The organism is Paraburkholderia sp. 22098 (genome assembly GCF_052045935.1).
GTDB classification, from domain to species: Bacteria; Pseudomonadota; Gammaproteobacteria; order Burkholderiales; family Burkholderiaceae; genus Paraburkholderia; species Paraburkholderia caledonica.
This window is the reverse complement of record NZ_JBQEPV010000003.1, coordinates 446,113-467,510: the sequence shown is the minus strand read 5'-3', so window position 1 is coordinate 467,510 and position 21,398 is coordinate 446,113. Positions and strand designations below refer to the sequence as shown.

Sequence of the window (21,398 nt, the reverse complement as noted above, 5' to 3'; positions counted from 1 at the left end):
CCCGTGGGGAACGGGAGGAGTCTTCATCATGCAAGCTAGAGAAAACCTCGCGCAACAGGCCGCCAAGAGCGCGGCTGAGGCGCTGATCCCGCAGACGAGCGACAAGGCGAAGTGGTGGCAGCAAATCACCGAGTACAGCCTGATCCTGATCTTCGTGGTGATGTTCGTGACGATGTCGCTGACCGTCGACCACTTCTTCTCGATCGAGAACATGCTCGGCCTCGCGCTGTCCATTTCGCAGATCGGCATGGTCGCGTGCACGATGATGTTCTGTCTCGCGTCGCGAGATTTCGACTTGTCGATCGGATCGACCGTCGCGTTTGCCGGCGTGTTGTGCGCGATGGTGCTCAACGCGACCGATAATACGTTTATCGCGATCGTTGCCGCAGTGGCGGCCGGCGCGGTGATCGGCTTTGTCAACGGCGCGGTGATCGCGTATCTGCGCATCAACGCACTGATCACCACGCTCGCAACGATGGAAATCGTGCGTGGCCTCGGCTTTATCGTGTCGCACGGTCAGGCGGTGGGTGTGTCGTCGGATACGTTCATTGCGCTGGGCGGCTTGAGCTTCTTCGGCGTGTCGCTGCCGATCTGGGTCACGCTGCTGTGCTTCATCGTGTTCGGCGTGATGCTGAATCAGACCGTGTATGGCCGCAACACGCTTGCCATCGGCGGCAATCCGGAAGCGTCGCGGCTCGCGGGTATCAACGTCGAGCGCACGCGCGTGTACATCTTCCTGATTCAGGGCGCCGTCACCGCGCTCGCAGGTGTGATCCTGGCGTCGCGGATCACGTCGGGACAGCCGAATGCCGCGCAAGGCTTCGAACTGAACGTGATCTCGGCGTGCGTGCTCGGCGGCGTGTCGCTGCTCGGCGGCCGTGCGACGATCTCCGGCGTCGTGATCGGCGTGCTGATCATGGGCACCGTCGAGAACGTGATGAACCTGATGAACATCGACGCGTTCTATCAGTACCTCGTGCGTGGCGCGATCCTGCTCGCCGCCGTGCTGCTCGACCAGTTGAAGAACCGCGGTTCGCGCGACTAATCCCGGCTTAATCATCTCGCTCTAAAAGGAATCGAACGATGTCGTCTCCGGCCAATGCAAACGAGCGTCTCGCGAACAGCGCATTCGCGCGCTACCCTAGTCTTGTGGACCGCACGGTGTTGATTACGGGCGGCGCGACCGGAATCGGCGCATCGTTTGTCGAGCATTTCGCGGCGCAAGGCGCGCGCGTTGCGTTCTTCGATATCGACGCAACCGCGGGCGAAGCGCTGGCGGACGAACTCGGCGACTCGAAGCACAAGCCGCTTTTCCTGCCCTGCGATCTGACCGACGTCGACGCGCTGCAAAAAGCGATTGCCGACGTGAAAGCCGCCCTCGGCCCAATCCAGGCGCTCGTGAACAATGCAGCGAACGACAAGCGTCACACGATTGGCGAAGTCACGCGCGAATCGTTCGACGCGGGCATCGCGGTGAACATCCGTCACCAGTTCTTTGCCGCGCAAGCGGTGATGGAAGACATGAAAGCGGCGAACAGCGGTTCGATCATCAATCTCGGCTCGATTAGCTGGATGTTGAAGAACGGCGGTTATCCGGTGTACGTGATGTCGAAATCGGCGGTGCAGGGTTTGACCCGCGGTCTCGCGCGTGACCTGGGGCACTTCAACATTCGCGTGAACACGCTGGTGCCGGGCTGGGTGATGACGGAAAAGCAGAAACGCCTGTGGCTCGACGACGCGGGCCGCCGTGCGATCAAGGAAGGGCAGTGCATCGACGCGGAACTCATGCCGGACGACCTCGCCCGCATGGCGCTGTTCCTCGCCGCCGACGACAGCAGAATGATCACCGCGCAGGACATCGTCGTGGACGGAGGCTGGGCATGACGGCAAGCGCGCGCTCACACGCCGGTGCGCAACCTGCGAAAAGCGCGGCGCTGCTGCTCGACACCAAGTGCACGTTGGGCGAAGGCGCGACATGGTGCGCGAGAACCGGCCGCTTCTACTGGACGGATATCGAAGGCGCGCGTTTGTGGCGCTACGACCCGAGCGACGGCCGCAGCACTTTCTGGCCGATGCCCGAGCGTCTCGCCACGTTCGCGCTGTGTGCCGATCCGCATTACCTGTTGCTTGGCCTTGCCTCGCAGCTGGCCTTTTTCGACATTGCGACGGGACAGACGCGGCACATCGTCGATGTGGAAGCGGGCATGAACACGCGGGTGAACGACGGCCGCTGCGATCGTCAAGGCCGTTTCGTGTTCGGGACGAAAGACGAAGGCTCGCCGTTGCAGGCGATCGGCGGGTTCTACCGGCTCAATCACGACCTGTCGCTGGTGCGTCTGCCGCTGCCCGCGCCGGCCATTTCCAACAGCATCGCGTTCAGTCCCGACGGCGCGACGATGTATTTCTGCGACTCGCCCACGCGTGAGATCCGCGCGTGCGACTATCGTGCGGACGGCGGCATCGCCAACGACCGGCTGTTCGTGCGCCTCGCCGACGCCACTGGCGAGCCCGACGGCTCGACTGTCGATCGCGATGGCGGCTTGTGGAACGCGCAATGGGGCGGCAGACGCGTCGTGCGTTACGGCGCCGACGGTGTCGAAACGGAGCGCGTGGAAGTGCCCACGGCGCAGCCGAGTTGCGTCGCGCTCGGCGGCGCGCAACTGGGCACGCTGTACATCACGAGTGCGCGCGTCGGTCTCGACGCAGCGGCGCTCGCCGGCGATTTGCGGGCGGGCGGCGTGTTTATCGCGACACCTGCGCGGCGCGGTTTGCCGGAGCCGGTGTTCCAGGGCGCGCCAGCGTAGCGCAGAATGACGCAGCTTCGCAGTCGATGCAGTGACCGGAAGCGCGCGGCTGCAGTCGAGCCGTGCTTGACAGAAACCAGCAACAACCGGGCATTCCGCGCAAAACGGCAGCAAGCAGTTTGGACCAGAGGCGACCTGTTCAAGAAAATCGCCCGACAGCACCCGTCAGCCAAGACGGCAACGTCCCAGCCTCTCGAAGGAGCAGATATGACTGTTGCGAATCCTGTTTCCGCCTCGTCCCAAACATCACAAAGTGCTCAGAGCCGGCGCTCGCGACTCGCGGCGGCGGCCAATCCGGTGTTGCCGGGGCCGAGCACGTCGGCGGTAGCGGTCGGTGAGACCTCGGCCGGCGACGTCGCGTGCATTACGCTCGCCAATGCGCATTTGCGTCTCGACGTTGCGCCAACGCTGGGTGGCGGAATCACGCGCTTCGACTGGCGCGACGACGGCGCGCTCACGCCGATTTTCCGTCGCTGCCGCCATGTTGCCGCCGACACGCAACCGAACGAACTCGCCTGTTATCCGCTGCTGCCGTATTCGAACCGTATCGGCGGCGGGCACTTCAATTTCGCAGGGCGGCGCGTCGACGTGGCGTGCAATCGCGCGGACGAGCCGTTTCCAATTCACGGCGACGGCTGGCAGTCGGCGTGGCATGTCGTCGATTCAGACCGGGAGAATGTGCGGCTGACGCTCGATCGCCGTGACGGCAAGCCGTACGCGTTTCGCGCGGCTCAGACCTACAAGCTGGACGGCCCGTCGCTCGTCATCACGCTCGAAATCGAGAACGCGGGCCGCGAGGCGTTGCCTTTTGGGCTCGGCGTGCATCCGTTTTTCGTGCGCGACGCCGACACCGAACTGTCGGCTGCGGCAGGCGGTCTATGGCTCGCCGGCGACGACTGGCTGCCGGTCCGCCACGTGCAGGCGCCGCCGGCGTGGCAGTTCGGCGTCGCTTATCCGCTGCCGGAAACCATCGTCAATCATGCATTCACTGGGTGGAGCGGGCAGGCGGCCGTGGTGTGGCCCAAGCGCCGGCTGTCGCTGAACATTGCCGCCGACACCGATTACTACGTGCTGTACACGCCTCCTGGCGAGGATTTCTTCTGCTTCGAGCCCGTCGATCATCCGATCAACGCGATGAATCTTGCCGGCGGCGCATGCGAAAACGGCATGACGTTGCTTGGGTGTGGCGAGCAACTCGTGCGGACGTTCCGCTTTACCGTTGAACGTACCGGTTTGCGTTCGATGCCGGGCGCGCGAGGATCGCGGCGTCGGCAATAGAGCGCGGTCCGGTCGCTCGCGAAGTCTCGAAGGGCTCGCGCTGGACGGAGCGATGGACAGTGAAGCGAGTGAAGCGAGGCGAGCCGCGCCGCCCACGCCGGACAGGTAAAATACGCGCCTCTTCCGACTACCGGCTCGCCGCGAGACTCACCATGTCCAACTTCATCCAGACACTCAACGACGCGTGGCAGCGCACGAACTCGCTGCTGTGCGTCGGCCTCGATCCGGAGCCCAGCAAGTTTCCGGGCGCGCTCGCCGGTCGCGCCGACGCGATCTTCGACTTCTGCCGCGAGATCGTCGACGCGACTGCACCGTACGCGTCGTCGTTCAAACCGCAAATCGCCTACTTCGCGGCGCATCGCGCGGAAGACCAGCTCGAGCAGCTGATCGCGCACATTCACGCACATCATCCGGGCTTGCCGGTCATTCTCGACGCGAAGCGCGGCGACATCGGCAGCACTGCGGAGCAATATGCGCGTGAGGCGTTCGAACGCTACCAGGCGGACGCAGTGACGGTGAATCCGTACATGGGCTTCGATTCGATCGAGCCGTATTTGCAGCATGAAGGCAAAGGCGTGATCGTACTGTGCCGCACGTCGAACGCGGGCGGCTCCGACCTGCAATTCCTGGAAACGGGGGGCCGTCCGCTGTATCAGGTCGTCGCGCAACTGGCGGCGGAAAAGTGGAATGCGAGCGGTCAGTTGGCTCTCGTGGTCGGCGCGACTTTCCCGAAGGAAATCGAAGTGGTGCGCGGAATTGTCGGCGATATGCCACTGCTGATTCCCGGCATCGGCGCGCAGGGCGGCGACGTGCAGGCGACCGTGAACGCGGGCCGCACCGCCAACGGCACGGGCATGCTGATCAACTCGTCGCGCGCGATCATCTACGCAGGCAAGGGCGAGGATTTCGCTCAAGCGGCAGCGAAGGCCGCCATGGAGACGCGCGACCGGATCAACGCATTCCGTTGAATCGCGGAGTGAGTTGGTGCATGGGCTGGCTTAGTCCGCAGCCGGCCCAAGCCGCTCGATGTGCGCGGCATGCTGCGGGTATTGCGCTTTCAACGCATCCACATCCGCAAGTTCGAATTCACTGAACTCGAAACCGGGCGCTACCGTGCAGCCCACGAGCGCGAACGTCGCCGGATCCGCGCATTCGGCGGCGAACCACAAACCGGCGGGCACCACAGCCTGAAACACCGTGCCGCGATGAGTCAACGCGTTGCCGAGCCGATGTGTAACGAGGGCGCCCGACTCGTCAAGCACGTGAACGTGCAGCGGTTCGCCCGCATAGAAATGCCAGACCTCGTCGGACTTGATCCGGTGCCACGCCGAATGCGCACCATCGCATAACAGATAGTAGATCGCCGTCGACGCCGAACGCGTTTCGGCCGACCCGCCCGCGCGGCTCACGCGCTCCGCCGACCGGTAGGTCTCGCTGAAAAATCCGCCTTCCGGATGCGGCTTCAGATCGAAGCGACGGATCAGTTCGTCTCTGGCTGCGTGCGAATCGGACATCGTCTTCCCGCCTTCAACCAAACTCAATGTTCGCGCTCGTCGAGCAGCGCGAGCACGCCGCGCAGCGCGTGCGCTGCAGCCTGCACGCGAATCTGTTCGCGGTCGCCCTTGAAAATCTTCGTCTCGACCGACGTATGCAGCCGGTTGCTCCAGCCGAACGACACCATGCCGACCGGCTTGGTCTCCGTGCCGCCGCCCGGCCCGGCGACGCCCGTGATCGACAACGATACCTGGGCGCGGCTGTTGCGCAGCGCGCCTTCCGCCATCGCGCGCGCCACCTGCTCGCTGACCGCGCCGTACTTGTCGATCATGTCCGCGGGCACGCCGATCATTTCACTCTTGGCCTGATTCGAATACGTGACGAAGCCGCGCTCGAACCAGCCGCTGCTGCCTGAGATGTCGGTGATCGCGGTCGCGACCATGCCGCCCGTGCACGACTCGGCAGTGACGAGCATCAGACGCTCGTCGCGCAGGCGGTTGCTCACGCGGATCGCGAGCTGGTGAACGACGGAATCGGTAGGCATGGCGTCAATCCGGAACGGGGCGGAGCGGTTAAACGGACATGCGCCAGAGCGCAATCACGAGCAAGGTGAAAAACGCGGCAACGAGGTCGTCGAACATGATGCCAAAACCGCCTTTCAGCCGGCGATCGAAATAGCTGATGGGCGGCGGCTTCACCATGTCGAAAAAGCGGAACACGATGAACGCCCAGAACTGGCCTGTCAGCGTGACCGGCGTGACCATCAGCAGCACGAGCCAGAAGGCGACGATTTCGTCCCACACGACCGGCGATGGGTCGTCAGTGCCGAGTTTCCTGGCGGTAAAGCCGCAAATCGCAATGCCGCCCACGAAGCCGACGCCGATCAGCACGCCCCACTCGATCACGGTCAGATAGCGGCTGAACACGGCAAACGAGGCCCACGCGAACAACGTGCCGATTGTGCCGGGCGCGATGGGCGACAAGCCGCTGCCGAAACCGAGCGACAGAATGTGCAGCGGGTGCGACAGCATGAAGCGCGCGGTCGCGCGGCGCGGCTGAGGGCGCTGCGGCTTGGGCGGCTGACCGCCGACAAGATTGTCGGCGGGCGTGAGCGGGCGATCAGTCTGCATGAAAGTGGTCGAAGCCTTGCAACGTCAGGGAGAGCGGCGCGCCGGCAGAGTCGCGCCAGTCGATCGCCGGGCGGTCGGCCGCCGTTTGGAGAGCGCTTATTGTACCGATGCGCGTGACGGGCACGCCCGCCTTGTGGCCGGCGGCCTGAACGGCGTCGCGCGCGGCCGGCGGCGCGGTAAAGCACAACTCGTAGTCGTCGCCGCCCGCGAGCGTGCAGCGCCGCTGCGTGTCGAGCGGCAGCCTGCGCAGTGCGGACGAACGCGGCACTGCGTCGGCGTCGACGGTGGCCCGCATCTTCGAACGATCGAGAATGTGCTTCAGGTCGCCGGCGAGCCCATCCGAGATATCCAGCGCCGCATGGGCGACGCCGCGCAGCGCCAACCCGAGCGCGACGCGCGGCTCCGGGCGTTCGAGCGCGCGGCGAAACGCCGCGGCGTCGTCGGCATCGGCGGTCCACTCGCCGCGCTGGATGCCGAGGCCTGCGCGCGCGTCGCCGAGGGTGCCCGACACCCAGATGTCGTCGCCTGCCCGAGCGGCGTCGCGGCGCAGCGCGGCGTGCGGCGGCACGCTGCCGAACACGGTGATGCACAGGTTCAGCGGGCCGCCGGTCGTGTCGCCGCCGATCAGCGCGCAGCCATGCCGTTCGGCGAGCGCGAAGAGTCCTTCGCTAAATGCGGCGAGCCACGTTTCATCGGCCCTGGGCAAGGAGAACGCAAGCGTGAACGCCTGCGGTTGCGCGCCCATCGCGGCCAGGTCCGACAGATTGACGGCGAGCGCCTTGTGACCGAGCGCCTCGGGATCGACATCCGCGAAGAAGTGGCGGCCTTCCACGAGCATGTCTGTCGAAATCGCCAGCATTTCGCCCGCGCGCGGCGCGAGCAGCGCGCAGTCGTCACCGATGCCGAGCGAACCGCTCGGGGCCGCCGACGCCTCGCCCGCTGCGCGGCGCGCGAAGAAACGTTCAATCAGCGAAAACTCTGAAAGCATTGTGAGGAAAAGTGAAGGGACGACTGCCTTTCGCTACGTTTCAGTCTCGGCAGTTGTACCCGTATTGAAGGAATCGGGCCGGCAATTGGGGCTACAATGCCGTCGAACATCTATTCTAATCCGCACTTCGAAGCCCGCCTTATGTCGACTCCCGTCAATAGCAAACTCCGCGAAGCCGCCCTCGATTACCACGAATTTCCGACCCCCGGGAAGATCGCAATCGCCCCCACCAAGCAGATGATCAACCAGCGCGACCTCGCGCTGGCGTACTCGCCAGGTGTCGCGTTCGCGTGTGAAGAAATCGTCGAGAACCCGCTGAATGCCGCGCGCTTCACGGCGCGCAGCAACCTGGTCGGCGTCGTGACGAACGGCACGGCGGTGCTCGGCCTGGGCAATATCGGCCCGCTCGCATCCAAGCCGGTCATGGAAGGTAAGGCGGTGCTGTTCAAAAAGTTCGCCGGCATCGACGTGTTCGATATCGAGTTGAACGAGTCCGATCCGCACAAGCTCGTCGACGTGATTGCGGCGCTCGAGCCGACTTTCGGCGGTATCAATCTCGAAGACATCAAGGCGCCGGACTGCTTTATCGTGGAACGCGAATGTCGCAAGCGCATGAAGATTCCGGTCTTCCACGACGATCAGCACGGCACGGCCATCGTCGTTGCGGCGGCGATCACGAACGGCTTGAAGGTCGTCGGCAAGGACATCAAGGACGTCAAGCTGGTCTCCTCCGGCGCGGGCGCAGCGGCGCTGGCCTGTCTGGATCTGCTGGTCGATATCGGGCTGCCGCTCGAAAACATCACGGTCACGGATCTGGCCGGCGTGGTCTACAAGGGCCGCGTCGAACTGATGGACCCGGACAAGGAACGCTTCGCGCGTGACACCGAGGCACGCACGCTCGCAGAGGCAATCGGCGGCGCAGACGTGTTCCTCGGCCTGTCTGCGGGCGGCGTGCTCAAGCAGGAGATGGTCAAGCAGATGGCAGAACGGCCGCTGATTCTGGCGCTCGCTAACCCGACGCCCGAAATCCTGCCGGAACTGGCGCTCGAAGTGCGTCCGGACGCCGTGCTGTGCACGGGCCGCACCGACTATCCGAACCAGGTGAACAACGTGCTGGTGTTCCCGTTCCTGTTCCGCGGCGCACTGGACGCGGGCGCGACCACGGTCACGCGGGAAATGGAAATCGCCGCGGTCAATGCGATTGCCGAACTGGCGCGCCAGGAGCAGAGCGACATCGTCGCGACGGCTTACGGCATTCAGGATCTTTCGTTCGGTCCGGAATACCTGATTCCGAAGCCGTTCGACCCGCGTCTGATCGTCAAAGTCGCGCCCGCGGTGGCGAAGGCCGCGATGGATTCGGGCGTCGCCGAGCGTCCGATCGAGGACATGGACGCATACGAGCAGCATCTGCAGCAGTTCGTGTATCACAGCGGCACGACGATGAAGCCGATCTTCCAGTTGGCGCGCGGCGTCGAGCCGGAGAAGAAGCGCATTGTGTTCGCGGAAGGCGAAGAAGAGCGCGTGTTGCGCGCCATGCAGATCATCGTCGACGAAAAGCTGGCCAAGCCGATCCTGATTGGCCGCCCGGCCGTGATCGAGCAGCGCATTGCGCGCTACGGTCTGCGTCTCGTCGCGGGTCAGGATTACACGGTCGTCAATACGGACCATGACGAGCGTTATCGCGACTTCTGGCAGGAGTATTACAAGATGATGTCCCGCAAGGGCATCACCGCGCAGATGGCCAAGCTCGAAATGCGCCGCCGCACGACACTGATCGGTGCGATGCTGGTCAGAAAAGGCGAGGCGGACGGCATGATCTGCGGCACGATCAGCACGACGCACCGCCACCTGCACTTTATCGACCAGGTGATCGGCAAGCGCGAAGGCTGCGCCGTGTATGCCGCGATGAACGCGCTGGTGCTGCCGAATCGCCAGATTTTCCTGGTCGATACGCACGTGAACGTGGACCCGACGCCGGAGCAGCTGGCCGAGATCACGATCATGGCCGCCGAGGAAGTGCGCCGCTTCGGCATCGAGCCGAAGGTCGCGCTGGTGTCGCACTCGAATTTCGGTTCGAGCAATGCGCCGACCGCGCAGAAAATGCGCGATACGCTCGCGATCCTGCAAGAACGCGCGCCCGAATTGCAGGTTGATGGTGAAATGCACGGCGACGTCGCGCTCGACGCGAATCTGCGCCGTGAAGTGCTGCCCGACTCGACGCTGGAAGGCGATGCCAACCTGCTGGTGCTGCCGAACATCGACGCCGCCAACATCTCGTACAACCTGCTGAAGACGGCGGCGGGCAACAACATCGCCATTGGCCCGATGCTGCTGGGCGCGGCAAAGCCCGTGCACGTGCTGACGGCCTCCGCGACGGTTCGACGCATCGTCAACATGACGGCGCTGCTGGTTGCGGATGTGATCGCGGCCCGCTGAGGGTCCGTCTACGCTGACCTGCGCCGGCTTCCGTCGGCGTAGTTGGCGGAGAAACTTGCCGGCGGCTCCTGTCGGCCTCGTCCAACGAAAAAAAAGGCGTGCCCGCAACGGGCACGCCTTAGGGCGAACAGGGGATAGCCGCCCAAAACGGCAAACAACAGACTTCCTTGCAAGAACTCAGCGCCCGGCATTCCGTGTGGAAAAGCCGGTGTTGCCGCGTCTTTTGCTTGGTTGAGCTAATGTTAGCGCGCATTGGATAAATTTTGTGTCAAAAGTCGTCAAAGCACTGCTGGTGGGGCTTTCACGTCGAATCGGATCATTTTGCGACTCCGGCGAACGTTGATTCCGGGGACCATTAGCGATACCCTTACGACTTTCATGGTCGTAAAACTCGTGATCTAACAGCCGGGAAACTTGGTAATGGCACGCAGATGGCAGCGCATCAAGGGCGTGCTGATCAGTGCTATTGCGCTGTGCGTTTTCTGCGGCCCCGTGCCTCACGCCATCGCGCGCAATTACCCGGCACCCGCCGGCACGAATGCACAGGGCCAAGGCACCATTGCGGCGGCGCAGTTGCCCCGCGAAGCGGTCAATACATTGAACTTGATTGCCGCTGGCGGGCCTTACCCGTATGAAAAGGACGGCGTCGTGTTCGGCAACCGCGAACGGTTGCTGCCGCCCAACCGGCGCGGCTTTTACCACGAATACACCGTTCCCACGCCTCGTTCACGTAGTCGCGGGGCGCGTCGCATCGTCTGCGGAGGTCCGCTGAAGCGCACCGACAATTGTTACTACTCGGACGACCATTACACCAGTTTTAATCGTATTGTTGAATGACATCGGGATGAACGGCATGAGCGACAACGTCTACGCGCACGACACCGGAGTCGCGACGGATCTTTTCGCGGCCGGCGACGGCAATCTTTTCCAGCGCGTCATGAAGATGCGCGCCGGCGAGCAGGGCCGTGAGAACCGGAGCGAAGCTGACAGTGTGGTTTCATCGAACGAGGAGCCCATGAGTCTTTTCAAGACCGTACGACCGAACATCGTACAGTCGATCCGCGCGTTTCGCGTTCAGGATCTCGCCGACGAGGCGAATCGACTCGGACAGCACTTTCTCTACGCGTATTGCGCAAACGCGCAGTCCAAGCAGGAAGTCCTGGAAACCATCGCTACATCGTTCCTGTTTCCGAAACATTTCGGCAAGAATTATGACGCGCTCTACGATTGCCTGACCGACCTGGTCCACAAGGCCGGTGCCCAGCCTGGCTTCGTGATCGTGCTCGAGCAATTGCCCGTCGCGCAGAAATTCGACAAGGAAGGGCGAGAGACGCTGCTCGACGTGTTTCGCGAAGCGGCCGAATTCTGGGCCGAGCGCAAGGTTGCGTTCCGCGTCTTTTATTCGTTCGCCTGAATGCTTTGAACCGGACTTCTGAGTTCGGCCACAGCCGGAATCGCAAAGGCCCGCCAACTGGCGGGCCTTTGCTTTTGGCGGATTGGGCTTGAGCCCGGTGCCAGTGGCACTGGTGGCGCTTGTGCCGGTCGCGCCGGCGTCCGCTTCGATCACTGCCGTTGCGGCTGCCTACGCCATAGAGCCCACAAGCACCAATTAATTCATCACCTCACCAGCCGCCCCACGCAGCCGCGAGTGCGGACAGAACCGCCATGCCAGCGGTCTCGGTGCGCAAGACGCGCGGTCCGAGCCCGACCGCCTGAAATCCGTGGTCCGTCGCGGCGGCTTCTTCCGCGGCGGAAAAGCCGCCTTCGGGGCCGACCAGCACGGTGACAGGCCCCTTCGGCGGAATCGTGGGCAGCGCTGAAAAATGGATGCTGGCGCGTGGCGACAACAGAATGCGCAGTTCGTCTTCTGCGGGAACGCGCGGCATTGCGGCGAGCCATGTGGCGATTTCACGTACCGGCATGACTGTCGGCAGGCGGTTGCGTCCGCATTGCTCACACGACGCCCGCACGATGCCTTCCCAGTGCGCATGCCGCCGAAGCGCACGATCGCCGTTCAGACGCACGACGCTGCGCGTGGTGGTCAACGGCACGAAGCTCGAGGCGCCGAGTTCGACGGCTTTTTCGATCAGCCAGTCCATCTTGTCGCCGCTTGCTATGCCCTGAGCGAGCGTGAGCCGATACGGCGGCTCGACTTCGATATTGCGGAATTCGCCGACCTTCACGGTGACCGTGCGGCGTTCGATCGCGACGAGTTCGGCGCTGTATTCGCCGCCCTCACCGTTGAAAAGCACAATGGAGTCACCGGTCTGCAAGCGCAGCACGAGGACGTGCCGTACGACGTCATCGGGAAGTTGCATGATGTCGTCGGGCGAAAGAGGCGTACCGACGAAGAAGCGAGGCATCAGAAAAATACTCATTAGTTCACGAAAGGTGGCGAGCGAGCGCCCAACGGTAGCCGTCCAGATCCTCGACCTGGGCGAAGCGGTCGCCCCAGAACTGGTCCTGTGGCTCGCTCAACGATTTGGCGCCGGCGGCAAGCGCCCGAGCGTAAACCGTGTCGACATCGTCGACGTAGACATAGAATGATTGCGGCGCGATCGCGCCCGCGCTGCGGGGTGTTTTTGCGGTGGAGCCGAACGCGCCTTCCGGCGCGAACATCACGATCAACTGACCTTGATAGGTCATTTCGACATGCATGACGACGCCGTCGTCCTGCACGCTATCCCGCAATTCGAAGCCGAATGCCGCGGTATAAAAGGCACTCGCGGTTCGCGCGTCCCGTACCGTCAGATAGGGGGTCAACCAGGGCACACCGGCTGGGCGGGAGGCGGTCATGGGGTTCTCCAGATCTAGGGTTATTAGGCGCATGCCGGGCCGCCGGCAACGGGTTGCGTATCGGCAAAGAGATAGCGCAATCCGGCGAAGCCGTGCATTTTGCCCGTGCGTCAGTGTGCCGGCTTTAAGAATTGACCTAGTTTATCTTGCACCGACGGCGATGCCGTAAAGAGTCCGGCATGCGCGGCAGGGCTGTAGTGCTTCCGTGCGTCGATTCCTCGCACGGCGAGGCGCTCGGCCACGATCTCCGCCGTCAGCGCGGCAGGATCGAGCGTGTCGCTGGCGGTCGCCATCATCCACAACGAGCCGTATAGCGGGACGAACGTGTTCATGGTGCGCACCACCGCGAACACGCTGCGCAGATCGCCCAGCAGGCCGGCAATGCGTTCGGCGTGGAAATAGGGCGAGCCCAGATGGACGGACAACACGGCGTTCGCGCTCATCACCCGCTTGAGCTGACTGTAGAAGGCGGTCGTGTACAGGCCGGCCGCTGGCGAGTCCGGCGGCGTCAGATCGAATACGACCAGATCGAACTGCGCAGACCGGGACTGCGCGGCCGCGGTCACGAAATGCGCCGCATCGCCGATCACGAGTTCGACGCGTGGATCGTTGAATGCGCCGCCGTGTACTTCGGGCATGTGCTCGCGGGTCAGGCGAACCACCTGTTCGTCGAGTTCGGCGACGACGATCCTTTCGATGCCCGGATGCGCCAGCAGTTGCCGCGCGGCGCCCCCGTCGCCTCCACCTAGAACCAGCGCGGCTTTCGGTGCCGGATGCGCCAACGCCGCCGGATGCACCATGCACTCGTGATAGATGAACTCGTCGCCGGTGGACGTCATGGGACGGCCATCGAGCGTGAAGATCCGGCCGAGCTGGCGCGTGTCCCACACCTCGATGCGCTGATACGGCGAATCGACTCGTGCAATCAGCGACGCGTCCGGAAATCCGTAGACAGCGTCCGGACTCGGGTGGAACAGCAAAGTAGCGCTCAAGATGGTTTGCCCAGTGTGAACGGGTTGGTTTCCGCTGCCCGATTGTAAGGGCGGCGCGCCGCACGGTCTCGTGCGCGCCCCACGATGCGGAACGAATCAGCGGCTCTTTGGAGGCACCGGGCGGCGCCCGCCATGCGGCTTTGCGCACAGGGAGGGAGACAACGTTCTGTTAGAATGGCACGCTTTCAGCCTTGTCCGTTTGCTCTGCCCGTTTCGCGTCTTCCGGCGCCGCACCGTGCGCCGAAGCGGACTGGCCGCCGAGCTTCCGGGCCTCAAGCGCGCACCGCTTTCTGACTCTGTCTCCGGACTCGACATGACGACCCCGTCTCCCGCACCCACTTCCTTGATGGCCAACGCAATCCGCGCGCTGTCCATGGACGCCGTTCAACAAGCGAATTCCGGGCACCCCGGCATGCCAATGGGCATGGCCGAAATCGGCGTGGCCCTGTGGTCGCGCCATCTGCGCCACAATCCAAAGAACCCGCAATGGGCGGACCGCGACCGCTTCGTTCTGTCGAACGGCCACGGTTCGATGCTGCTGTACTCGCTGCTTCACCTGACCGGCTACGACCTGCCGATCAGCGAACTGAAGAACTTCCGCCAGATGCATTCGAAGACGCCGGGCCACCCGGAATACGGCATTACGCCGGGCGTCGAAACGACCACCGGCCCGCTCGGCCAGGGTCTGGCGAACGCGGTCGGCATGGCGCTCGCGGAGTCGCTGCTCGCCACCGAATTCAACAAGCCCGACGCGAAGATCGTCGACCACCACACGTATGTGTTCGTCGGCGACGGCTGCCTGATGGAAGGCATTTCGCATGAAGCGTCTTCGCTCGCGGGCGTGCTGAAGCTGAACAAGCTGATCGCGTTCTACGACGACAACGGCATCTCCATCGACGGCGAAGTGGTGCACTGGTTCCACGACGACACGCCGAAGCGCTTTGAAGCATACGGCTGGAACGTGATTCCGAACGTGGTCGGCCACGATGTCGACGCAGTCGACGCCGCCATCAAGAAGGCCAAGCAATCGGACAAACCCACGCTGATCTGCTGCAAGACCGTAATCGGCGAAGGTGCGCCGACCAAAGCCGGCAGCCACGACTCGCACGGCGCGCCGCTCGGCGACAAGGAAATTGCGGCCACGCGTGAGGCCATCGGCTGGAAGTGGGAGCCGTTTGTGATTCCGCAGGAAGTCTACGCAGCGTGGGACGCGAAGGAAGCGGGCGCGCGTTTCGAATCCGACTGGGATAAGGCGTTCGCGGCTTACTCGGCGAAATATCCGCAAGAAGCGGCTGAATTCACGCGTCGTATGGGCAAGCAACTGCCCGCTGACTGGAAGGAAAAGGCGAAGGCGATCATCGCCGGCGCGAACGAGCGTGCCGAAACGGTCGCGACGCGCAAGGCATCGCAGCAGGCCATCGAGGCTTTGTCCGCAGTGCTGCCGGAACTGCTCGGCGGCTCGGCCGACCTGACCGGTTCGAACCTGACCAACTGGAAGGCGGCGAAGCCGGTTCGCGTGAACGGCGAAGGCCGCGCGGCGGGTAACTACGTCAACTACGGCGTGCGCGAATTCGGCATGAGCGCCGCGATCAACGGCGTCGCGCTGCACGGCGGCTTCAAGGCTTTCGGCGGCACGTTCCTGACGTTCTCCGACTACAGCCGCAACGCGCTGCGCGTTGCCGCGCTGATGAAGGCGCCGTCCATCTTCGTGTTCACGCACGACTCGATCGGTCTCGGTGAAGACGGCCCGACTCACCAGTCGGTCGAACACGTAGCGAGCTTGCGTCTGATTCCGCATCTTCAGGTGTGGCGTCCCGCGGATACCGTCGAAACGGCGGTGGCGTGGACTCACGCGGTCGAACACCATGGTCCGTCGTGCCTGATTTTCAGCCGTCAGAACCTGCAGTTCTCGGAGCGCACGGACGCGCAGATCGCTAACATCGAGAAGGGCGGTTATGTGCTGCGTGACTGGAACGACGAGATCGTTGCGCGCAAAATCATCCTGATGGCCACCGGTTCGGAAGTCGAACTGGCGCTCAAGGCGGTCGAGCCGCTGGCGCGCGAGGGCATCGCGGCGCGCGTCGTCTCCATGCCGTCCACCACGGTGTTCGACAAGCAGGATGCGGAATACCGCGAACGCGTGCTGCCGCAAGGCGTGCGCCGTGTCGCGATCGAAGCGGGCGTGACGGATTTCTGGCGCAAGTACGTGGGTCTGGAAGGCGGCGTGGTCGGCATCGACACGTTCGGCGAATCGGCCCCGGCTGGCGTGCTGTTCAAGCATTTCGGCTTCACCGTCGAACACGTGGTAGAGACGGCCAAAGCCGCACTCGGCTGATCTGAAGCAAAGCGTTGCCGCACGGCTGAAGCAGGAGCACGAACGCGCGGCAACGCAGCCGGTCAGACGAATATCAACGTATTTTTTTAGTCATCAGGAGATAGATCATGACGATTCGCGTTGCAATCAACGGCTACGGCCGGATCGGCCGCAACACGCTGCGCGCCTTCTATGAAAACGGCAAGAAGCACGATATCGAAATCGTCGCCATTAACGATCTGGGCGACGCCAAGACCAATGCTCACCTGACGCAATACGACACCGCGCACGGCAAGTTCCCGGGCGAAGTGTCGGTGGACGGCGACTACCTGGTTGTGAACGGCGACAAGATCCGCGTGCTGGCCAACCGCAACCCGGCTGAGCTGCCGTGGGGCGAGCTGAACGTCGACGTCGTAATGGAATGCACGGGCTTTTTCACGACGAAGGAAAAAGCAAGCGCGCACATCAAGGGCGGCGCGAAGAAGGTCATCATTTCGGCGCCGGGCGGCAAGGACGTCGACGCAACGATCGTCTACGGCGTGAACCACAACGTGCTGAAGGCATCGGACACGGTGATCTCGAACGCATCGTGCACGACGAACTGCCTCGCGCCGCTCGTCAAGCCGCTGAACGACAAGATCGGCCTGGTGAACGGCCTGATGACGACCATTCACGCGTACACGAACGATCAGGTTCTGACGGACGTGTACCACGAAGACCTGCGCCGCGCGCGCTCGGCCACGCATAGCCAGATCCCGACCAAGACGGGCGCTGCGTCGGCTGTCGGCCTGGTGCTGCCGGAACTGAACGGCAAGCTGGACGGCTACGCGATTCGCGTGCCGACCATCAACGTGTCGGTGGTCGATCTGTCGTTCATCGCCGCACGCGACACCACCGTCGAAGAAGTCAACTCGATCATGAAGGAAGCGTCGCAAGGCGCGCTGAAGGGCATCCTCGGCTACAACGACGCGCCGCTGGTCTCGATCGACTTCAATCACAACCCGGCTTCGTCGACGTTCGACGCAACGCTGACCAAGGTGTCGGGCCGCCTGGTGAAGGTGTCGAGCTGGTACGACAACGAGTGGGGCTTCTCGAACCGCATGCTGGACACGGCCGTGGCGCTCGCCAACGCGAAGTAAGCCGTTCTGTGCTTTTCCGGACGCCGTCGTCGTAACGTCGGCGGTTCGATTTAGCGCGGTTCGCAAAAAAAGCCGCTCTTCGGAGCGGCTTTTTTACGCCTGCCGAGTGTCGAGATAGACGCCGGACGCCGCGGCGTTTCAGGCAAAGAAATTCGCCCGACCAAAAAAATGGCCCGGCCGATTCAACCCGGCCGGGCCATTTTTCTGCTGATTGCTAATCGTTCGACCGCGCCCCCCGACACGGCCGGCACCGCGTCAATGCTTGCGATGCGGGCAGTTTTCCTTCGTGCAGGCGCCGTAGAGCGCCAGTGCGTGTTCCTGCAGCTTGAAGCCGCGTTCCTTCGCGATGGACTGCTGGCGACTCTCGATTTCGGAGTCGAAAAATTCTTCGACGAGGCCGCAATCGAGGCACACCAGATGGTCGTGGTGCGACCCTTCGTTCAGCTCGAAAACAGCCTTGCCCGATTCGAAATTACTGCGCGAGAGCAGGCCGGCCTGCTCGAATTGCGTCAGTACACGATAGACGGTGGCAAGACCGATATCGAGCTCCTCGTGCAGGAGGTTGCGGTACACGTCTTCGGCCGTCAGGTGACGCACCGGGCTGTGCTGGAAAATCTCGAGGATTTTGAGGCGCGGAAGGGTCGCCTTGAGCCCGATGTTCTTGAGATCGGTTGGATTGGTCATGACAAGGGATCCCTAGAGTACAATGCTGGGCTCTCATAGTAATGTGTTTTTGCCGTTCTGGTCATCTTCGATGGAATGAAACTCGCGCGGCTCGTCAGCGGGCCCGCACGGTGAGTGAAATGATTTCAAAATCTCAACTGATCTACCGGGGGAGCCGCATGCGGGGTACCTTGACCGCTGTTGCGGCTGTCGCGATTCTTGCAGGATGTTCCACGTACGACAGCCTCACCCAGCGGGTTGCTCAAAGCATCACGCCGTACCGGATTACCGTTGTGCAAGGCAACTTCGTTTCGAAAGAAGCCGCTGCGCAAATGCAGGTGGGCCTGTCGCGCGCACAGGTGCGTCAGTTGCTGGGCACGCCGCTCCTCGCCGACATGTTCCACGCAGATCGCTGGGACTACGTGTTCTATTTCAAGCGCGGCTCGACTAACGTCGTGCAGCAGCGCGACTTCGTGGTCAATTTCGCCGGCGATCGCGTCGCCAGCTGGAGCGGCGGCGAAGATCTGCCGTCCAACCTCGAACTGCTGGCTGAGATCGACGGTGACAAGCGCGGTAAGAAGGCCGCCGCGGCGAGCGTAGCGAGCAGCACAGGCGAGGCAAGCGCGCCGGTAGCCACGGCGCCGGTCACGGTCGACACTGCGCGTTCACCGTCCGTCGAAGGTGCTGCCGCAGCGGCCGCGCCGTCTACCGACGCGAACGCTGAAGCCGCTCAAGCCGCGAATCGTGCGACGAATGCGGTGCAAGCGCCGTCGCGGAACACGCCGTCGTCGGTGCGCTCAACCGCTCCGACCGCGAATGCCGGCGGCATCCCGCCGCAAGGCCCGACGTCCGGTGGTCAGCCGCAGTTCCAGTTCCACCGTCCGCCGCCGCCGCAATCGCCGTCGTCGCAGGACAATCCAGTCGGGCCGACGGGCTCGCAAAGCAGCGGCTCGACGCAGAACGCGCCGGTTGGCACGCCGTCCACTTCGGGAACGAGCCAGTAATAGCGCTGTCCTTGTTTTAAGACGGCCGCTGCGCATTCGCCCGCCGTGGAGTGTCACTCCAAAGTGTCGCTTCGGGCTTCGCGCGGCGCCGTCGGATTCTCTGCTGTTCCAGTCCCGCGCGGTGCGAGGGCGTGCTGCCCGCCGCCGCTTTTGCCCGCCTCTACCGGGCTGTGTCTTTCGAACCCTCGTAGCCATGAAAATTGCGATTGCTGGCGCATCGGGCCGTATGGGCCGCATGCTCATCGAAACCGTTCTCAACGATTCCGACGCCACGCTGTCGGGCGCGCTCGACCGTGCGGGTTCTCCGCAACTCGGTCAGGACGCCGGCGCCTTTCTCGGCAAACAGACGGGCGTGATGCTGACCGACGACATTGAACGTGTGTTCGCGGAATCGGACTACCTGATCGACTTCACGCGTCCTGAAGGCACGCTGATGCATCTGGAAGCCGCGCAGCGTCACAATGTGAAAATGGTGATCGGCACGACCGGCTTCGATAATGAGCAGAAGGCGCAACTGCGCGCCGCGGCGGACAACATCGCGATCATGTTCGCGTCGAATATGAGCGTGGGCGTGAATGTCACGCTCAAGCTGCTCGAGTACGCCGCGAAGCATTTCGCGACCGGCTACGACATCGAGATCATCGAAGCGCATCATCGTCACAAGGTCGATGCGCCGTCGGGCACCGCGCTGACAATGGGCGAAGTGATCGCCAACGCTCTCGGGCGCAATCTCGACGACTGCGCGGTCTATAGCCGCGAAGGCGTGACTGGCGAGCGCGATCCGTCCACGATCGGATTTTCGGCGATCCGCGGCGGCGATATCGTCGGCGACCATACGGTGCTGTTCGCCGGCATCGGCGAGCGCATTGAAATCACGCACAAATCGGCTAGCCGCCTGTCGTACGCGCAGGGCGCGCTGCGTGCCGTGCGTTTCCTCGAAGGCCACCAGACCGGCTTCTTCGACATGCAAGACGTGCTCGGCCTGCGTTAAACGCGGCGCGCAGGGCTTACTTATCCGCACGAACTCACTTTTCCCCGGCGAAATCAGATGGCAGGCGGCAGCGGCATCATCCATTACCTGCAAACGAGCGACGCGATCACGCATGGCGTCGCTTATGTGCTGCTGGCGATGTCGATTGCGAGCTGGTGCTTCCTGATCGTCAAGGCCTGGGTGCTGGTGCGGGCCAAACGTCAGGCGACGCGAGCTGTCGCGCGCTTCTGGCAGGCGCCGACCCTTGCGGAAGGTGTCGCCGAATTGAAGCGCGTCGACCGCGAGCGCGTTTTCGCGCCGCTTGCAGAAGCGGCGCTCCATGCAGCCGAAGTCGATATTCCCGGCGCACTGCTTGCGCGCGTCGAGCGCAGCGAGCGTGTGGTTCGCGCGCTGCGTCAGGCGCTCAATGCGTCGCAGCGCAGGCTCGAATTCGGCCAGGTGCTGCTGGCTTCGGTGGGCAGCACGGCGCCTTTCGTCGGCCTGCTCGGCACCGTTTGGGGCATTTATCACGCGCTCGGCAGCATTGCCGCGAGCGGTCAGGCGCAGATCGAGAACGTCGCCGGGCCGGTCGGCGAGGCGCTCATCATGACGGCCTTCGGTCTCGTGGTGGCGATTCCCGCAGTGCTCGCCTACAACGTGCTGGGGCGCCTCGTGCGGCAGCTGTCGGAAGAACTCGACGGATTCGCGCACGACCTGCACTCGTACGTGTGCGCGCCCGTGGGCCAGCCGCAAGCGCCGGTGCGCGGTCCGCAGGCCACGACTCACTAAGGGCAATAAGCGCAATCGGCACTAGGCGCGCGTCACGACATAGGAGGCGGCATGGCGTTCGGCGGACTGGAGAAAAGGCAGACGGCTGCACCGATGGCCGAGATCAACATGACGCCGCTGATCGACGTGATGCTGGTGCTGCTGGTGATTTTCATCATTACCGCGCCTTTATTCACGCACGCGATCCGGCTCGATCTGCCGAAGGTCGCGTCGGCGCCGGCGCGCGAAACGCCGCAAACCATTTCTCTTTCTATCGACGCCGCGGGCAAGCTCTACTGGGACGGCAGCGTCATCACGCTTGACCAGATGCGCGGGCGCTTCGCGCAAGCCGGCAAGCAGGCCGACCAGCCCGAAATTCATCTGCACGCCGAGCGCAATACGCGCTACGAGGTGATCGCGCAGGTCATGGGCGCCGCGCAGCAGGCTGGTCTTGAGCGCATCGGCTTCGTGACCGAGCCGCCGCCACCAGGCGCGCAGCAGTAGGCGCGCGGGCGTTCGCCACGCGGCGCAGCCGTCCGCGAACGGTATAATCAGCCCTTTCCCCGCAGTACGGGAAACGACGCCATTTCATCCAGCAAAAGCACCAAGCGGCCGGTGCGGA

22 protein-coding genes are annotated in these 21,398 nt (G+C 63.5%); 14 read left to right on the top strand and 8 right to left on the bottom strand.

Translation table 11 applies throughout. The features are described from left to right. Positions 1-28: 28 nt before the first annotated feature. The 5 genes from araH (at position 29) to pyrF (ending at position 5,050) form a co-directional block, all read left to right on the top strand. Complete coding sequence (gene araH / locus ACTJLB_RS08785; RefSeq protein WP_006051875.1) at positions 29-1,045, top strand: L-arabinose ABC transporter permease AraH; 1,017 nt, start codon at positions 29-31, stop codon at positions 1,043-1,045. Positions 1,046-1,083: 38 nt separating this feature from the next. Next, entirely contained in the window at positions 1,084-1,884 is an 801-nt protein-coding gene (locus ACTJLB_RS08780; RefSeq protein ID WP_020071282.1) for an SDR family NAD(P)-dependent oxidoreductase, read from the top strand. Continuing rightward, positions 1,881-2,804, top strand: coding sequence for an SMP-30/gluconolactonase/LRE family protein (locus ACTJLB_RS08775; RefSeq protein WP_440783032.1), 924 nt, complete (start codon positions 1,881-1,883; stop codon positions 2,802-2,804). Before ACTJLB_RS08780 ends, ACTJLB_RS08775 begins: the two co-directional genes overlap by 4 nt. Positions 2,805-3,011: 207 nt before the next feature. Next, positions 3,012-4,082, top strand: coding sequence for an aldose 1-epimerase (locus tag ACTJLB_RS08770; RefSeq protein ID WP_027779677.1), 1,071 nt, complete (start codon positions 3,012-3,014; stop codon positions 4,080-4,082). A 152-nt stretch (positions 4,083-4,234) separates the two neighbouring features. Continuing rightward, complete coding sequence (gene pyrF, locus ACTJLB_RS08765; protein ID WP_020071285.1) at positions 4,235-5,050, top strand: orotidine-5'-phosphate decarboxylase; 816 nt, start codon at positions 4,235-4,237, stop codon at positions 5,048-5,050. A 30-nt stretch (positions 5,051-5,080) separates the two neighbouring features. Here the strand turns inward: pyrF and ACTJLB_RS08760 are convergent, their stop codons facing one another. Genes ACTJLB_RS08760 through thiL form a run of 4 tightly spaced genes read right to left on the bottom strand, consistent with a single transcriptional unit; the run spans position 5,081 to position 7,694 of the window. Beyond that, positions 5,081-5,596: a cupin domain-containing protein gene (locus ACTJLB_RS08760; protein ID WP_288825097.1), complete on the bottom strand. Its 516-nt coding sequence runs from the start codon at positions 5,594-5,596 to the stop codon at positions 5,081-5,083. A gap of 23 nt (positions 5,597-5,619) precedes the next feature. After that, positions 5,620-6,120 carry a CinA family protein gene (locus ACTJLB_RS08755; protein ID WP_088175741.1) on the bottom strand — a complete coding sequence of 167 codons (501 nt, stop codon included), beginning with the start codon at positions 6,118-6,120 and terminating at the stop codon, positions 5,620-5,622. 28 nt (positions 6,121-6,148) lie between these two features. Continuing rightward, positions 6,149-6,706, bottom strand: coding sequence for a phosphatidylglycerophosphatase A family protein (locus ACTJLB_RS08750; RefSeq protein ID WP_020071288.1), 558 nt, complete (start codon positions 6,704-6,706; stop codon positions 6,149-6,151). Continuing rightward, positions 6,696-7,694, bottom strand: coding sequence for a thiamine-phosphate kinase (thiL, locus tag ACTJLB_RS08745; RefSeq protein ID WP_440783031.1), 999 nt, complete (start codon positions 7,692-7,694; stop codon positions 6,696-6,698). The genes ACTJLB_RS08750 and thiL overlap by 11 nt, the downstream gene beginning before the upstream one ends. Before the next feature lie 96 nt (positions 7,695-7,790). On the opposite strand from thiL, the gene ACTJLB_RS08740 reads away from it, so the two are divergent. The 3 genes from ACTJLB_RS08740 (at position 7,791) to ACTJLB_RS08730 (ending at position 11,544) form a co-directional block, all read left to right on the top strand. Further along, complete coding sequence (locus tag ACTJLB_RS08740) at positions 7,791-10,130, top strand: NADP-dependent malic enzyme (protein WP_020071290.1); 2,340 nt, start codon at positions 7,791-7,793, stop codon at positions 10,128-10,130. A 420-nt stretch (positions 10,131-10,550) separates the two neighbouring features. Further along, positions 10,551-10,967, top strand: coding sequence for a ribonuclease (locus ACTJLB_RS08735; RefSeq protein ID WP_440783029.1), 417 nt, complete (start codon positions 10,551-10,553; stop codon positions 10,965-10,967). Positions 10,968-10,974: 7 nt separating this feature from the next. Continuing rightward, positions 10,975-11,544, top strand: coding sequence for a barstar family protein (locus tag ACTJLB_RS08730; protein ID WP_020071292.1), 570 nt, complete (start codon positions 10,975-10,977; stop codon positions 11,542-11,544). A 208-nt stretch (positions 11,545-11,752) separates the two neighbouring features. On the opposite strand, the gene ACTJLB_RS08725 is transcribed toward ACTJLB_RS08730, so the two are convergent. The 3 genes from ACTJLB_RS08725 to speE form a co-directional block, all read right to left on the bottom strand. After that, a complete protein-coding gene (locus tag ACTJLB_RS08725) occupies positions 11,753-12,493 on the bottom strand; it encodes a 16S rRNA (uracil(1498)-N(3))-methyltransferase (RefSeq protein ID WP_310067349.1) in 741 nt (246 codons plus the stop codon). A gap of 19 nt (positions 12,494-12,512) precedes the next feature. Continuing rightward, on the bottom strand, positions 12,513-12,926 hold the full coding sequence (locus ACTJLB_RS08720) for a VOC family protein (RefSeq protein ID WP_310067352.1): 414 nt from the start codon (positions 12,924-12,926) through the stop codon (positions 12,513-12,515). Positions 12,927-13,036: 110 nt separating this feature from the next. Continuing rightward, positions 13,037-13,918, bottom strand: coding sequence for a polyamine aminopropyltransferase (gene speE / locus ACTJLB_RS08715; RefSeq protein ID WP_440783028.1), 882 nt, complete (start codon positions 13,916-13,918; stop codon positions 13,037-13,039). A gap of 313 nt (positions 13,919-14,231) precedes the next feature. Between speE and tkt the strand changes: the two genes are divergently transcribed. Further along, positions 14,232-16,253, top strand: a complete 2,022-nt coding sequence (tkt, locus tag ACTJLB_RS08710; protein ID WP_440783027.1) for a transketolase — start codon at positions 14,232-14,234, stop codon at positions 16,251-16,253. Positions 16,254-16,360: 107 nt separating this feature from the next. Next, entirely contained in the window at positions 16,361-17,371 is a 1,011-nt protein-coding gene (gap, locus tag ACTJLB_RS08705; RefSeq protein WP_020071297.1) for a type I glyceraldehyde-3-phosphate dehydrogenase, read from the top strand. Between the two features lie 255 nt (positions 17,372-17,626). Here the strand turns inward: gap and fur are convergent, their stop codons facing one another. Further along, complete coding sequence (gene fur, locus ACTJLB_RS08700) at positions 17,627-18,055, bottom strand: ferric iron uptake transcriptional regulator (protein ID WP_012434340.1); 429 nt, start codon at positions 18,053-18,055, stop codon at positions 17,627-17,629. Positions 18,056-18,213: 158 nt separating this feature from the next. Between fur and ACTJLB_RS08695 the strand changes: the two genes are divergently transcribed. The 4 genes from ACTJLB_RS08695 (at position 18,214) to ACTJLB_RS08680 (ending at position 21,280) form a co-directional block, all read left to right on the top strand. Further along, positions 18,214-19,038: an outer membrane protein assembly factor BamE gene (locus ACTJLB_RS08695; RefSeq protein ID WP_087752243.1), complete on the top strand. Its 825-nt coding sequence runs from the start codon at positions 18,214-18,216 to the stop codon at positions 19,036-19,038. 193 nt (positions 19,039-19,231) lie between these two features. Continuing rightward, positions 19,232-20,029: a 4-hydroxy-tetrahydrodipicolinate reductase gene (gene dapB / locus ACTJLB_RS08690; protein WP_020071299.1), complete on the top strand. Its 798-nt coding sequence runs from the start codon at positions 19,232-19,234 to the stop codon at positions 20,027-20,029. 57 nt (positions 20,030-20,086) lie between these two features. Then, positions 20,087-20,797: a MotA/TolQ/ExbB proton channel family protein gene (locus ACTJLB_RS08685; protein WP_440783025.1), complete on the top strand. Its 711-nt coding sequence runs from the start codon at positions 20,087-20,089 to the stop codon at positions 20,795-20,797. 51 nt (positions 20,798-20,848) lie between these two features. Beyond that, positions 20,849-21,280, top strand: a complete 432-nt coding sequence (locus ACTJLB_RS08680; RefSeq protein WP_087752244.1) for an ExbD/TolR family protein — start codon at positions 20,849-20,851, stop codon at positions 21,278-21,280. The last annotated feature ends 118 nt before the right edge of the window (positions 21,281-21,398 follow it).

Coding starts and splice junctions, on each gene's coding strand:
- araH (WP_006051875.1), top strand. CDS start 29: ATGCAAGCTAGAGAAAACCTCGCGCAACAGGCCGCCAAGAGCGCGGCT.
- ACTJLB_RS08780 (WP_020071282.1), top strand. CDS start 1,084: ATGTCGTCTCCGGCCAATGCAAACGAGCGTCTCGCGAACAGCGCATTC.
- ACTJLB_RS08775 (WP_440783032.1), top strand. CDS start 1,881: ATGACGGCAAGCGCGCGCTCACACGCCGGTGCGCAACCTGCGAAAAGC.
- ACTJLB_RS08770 (WP_027779677.1), top strand. CDS start 3,012: ATGACTGTTGCGAATCCTGTTTCCGCCTCGTCCCAAACATCACAAAGT.
- pyrF (WP_020071285.1), top strand. CDS start 4,235: ATGTCCAACTTCATCCAGACACTCAACGACGCGTGGCAGCGCACGAAC.
- ACTJLB_RS08760 (WP_288825097.1), bottom strand. CDS start 5,596: ATGTCCGATTCGCACGCAGCCAGAGACGAACTGATCCGTCGCTTCGAT.
- ACTJLB_RS08755 (WP_088175741.1), bottom strand. CDS start 6,120: ATGCCTACCGATTCCGTCGTTCACCAGCTCGCGATCCGCGTGAGCAAC.
- ACTJLB_RS08750 (WP_020071288.1), bottom strand. CDS start 6,706: ATGCAGACTGATCGCCCGCTCACGCCCGCCGACAATCTTGTCGGCGGT.
- thiL (WP_440783031.1), bottom strand. CDS start 7,694: ATGCTTTCAGAGTTTTCGCTGATTGAACGTTTCTTCGCGCGCCGCGCA.
- ACTJLB_RS08740 (WP_020071290.1), top strand. CDS start 7,791: ATGCCGTCGAACATCTATTCTAATCCGCACTTCGAAGCCCGCCTTATG.
- ACTJLB_RS08735 (WP_440783029.1), top strand. CDS start 10,551: ATGGCACGCAGATGGCAGCGCATCAAGGGCGTGCTGATCAGTGCTATT.
- ACTJLB_RS08730 (WP_020071292.1), top strand. CDS start 10,975: ATGAACGGCATGAGCGACAACGTCTACGCGCACGACACCGGAGTCGCG.
- ACTJLB_RS08725 (WP_310067349.1), bottom strand. CDS start 12,493: ATGCCTCGCTTCTTCGTCGGTACGCCTCTTTCGCCCGACGACATCATG.
- ACTJLB_RS08720 (WP_310067352.1), bottom strand. CDS start 12,926: ATGACCGCCTCCCGCCCAGCCGGTGTGCCCTGGTTGACCCCCTATCTG.
- tkt (WP_440783027.1), top strand. CDS start 14,232: ATGACGACCCCGTCTCCCGCACCCACTTCCTTGATGGCCAACGCAATC.
- gap (WP_020071297.1), top strand. CDS start 16,361: ATGACGATTCGCGTTGCAATCAACGGCTACGGCCGGATCGGCCGCAAC.
- fur (WP_012434340.1), bottom strand. CDS start 18,055: ATGACCAATCCAACCGATCTCAAGAACATCGGGCTCAAGGCGACCCTT.
- ACTJLB_RS08695 (WP_087752243.1), top strand. CDS start 18,214: ATGCGGGGTACCTTGACCGCTGTTGCGGCTGTCGCGATTCTTGCAGGA.
- dapB (WP_020071299.1), top strand. CDS start 19,232: ATGAAAATTGCGATTGCTGGCGCATCGGGCCGTATGGGCCGCATGCTC.
- ACTJLB_RS08685 (WP_440783025.1), top strand. CDS start 20,087: ATGGCAGGCGGCAGCGGCATCATCCATTACCTGCAAACGAGCGACGCG.
- ACTJLB_RS08680 (WP_087752244.1), top strand. CDS start 20,849: ATGGCGTTCGGCGGACTGGAGAAAAGGCAGACGGCTGCACCGATGGCC.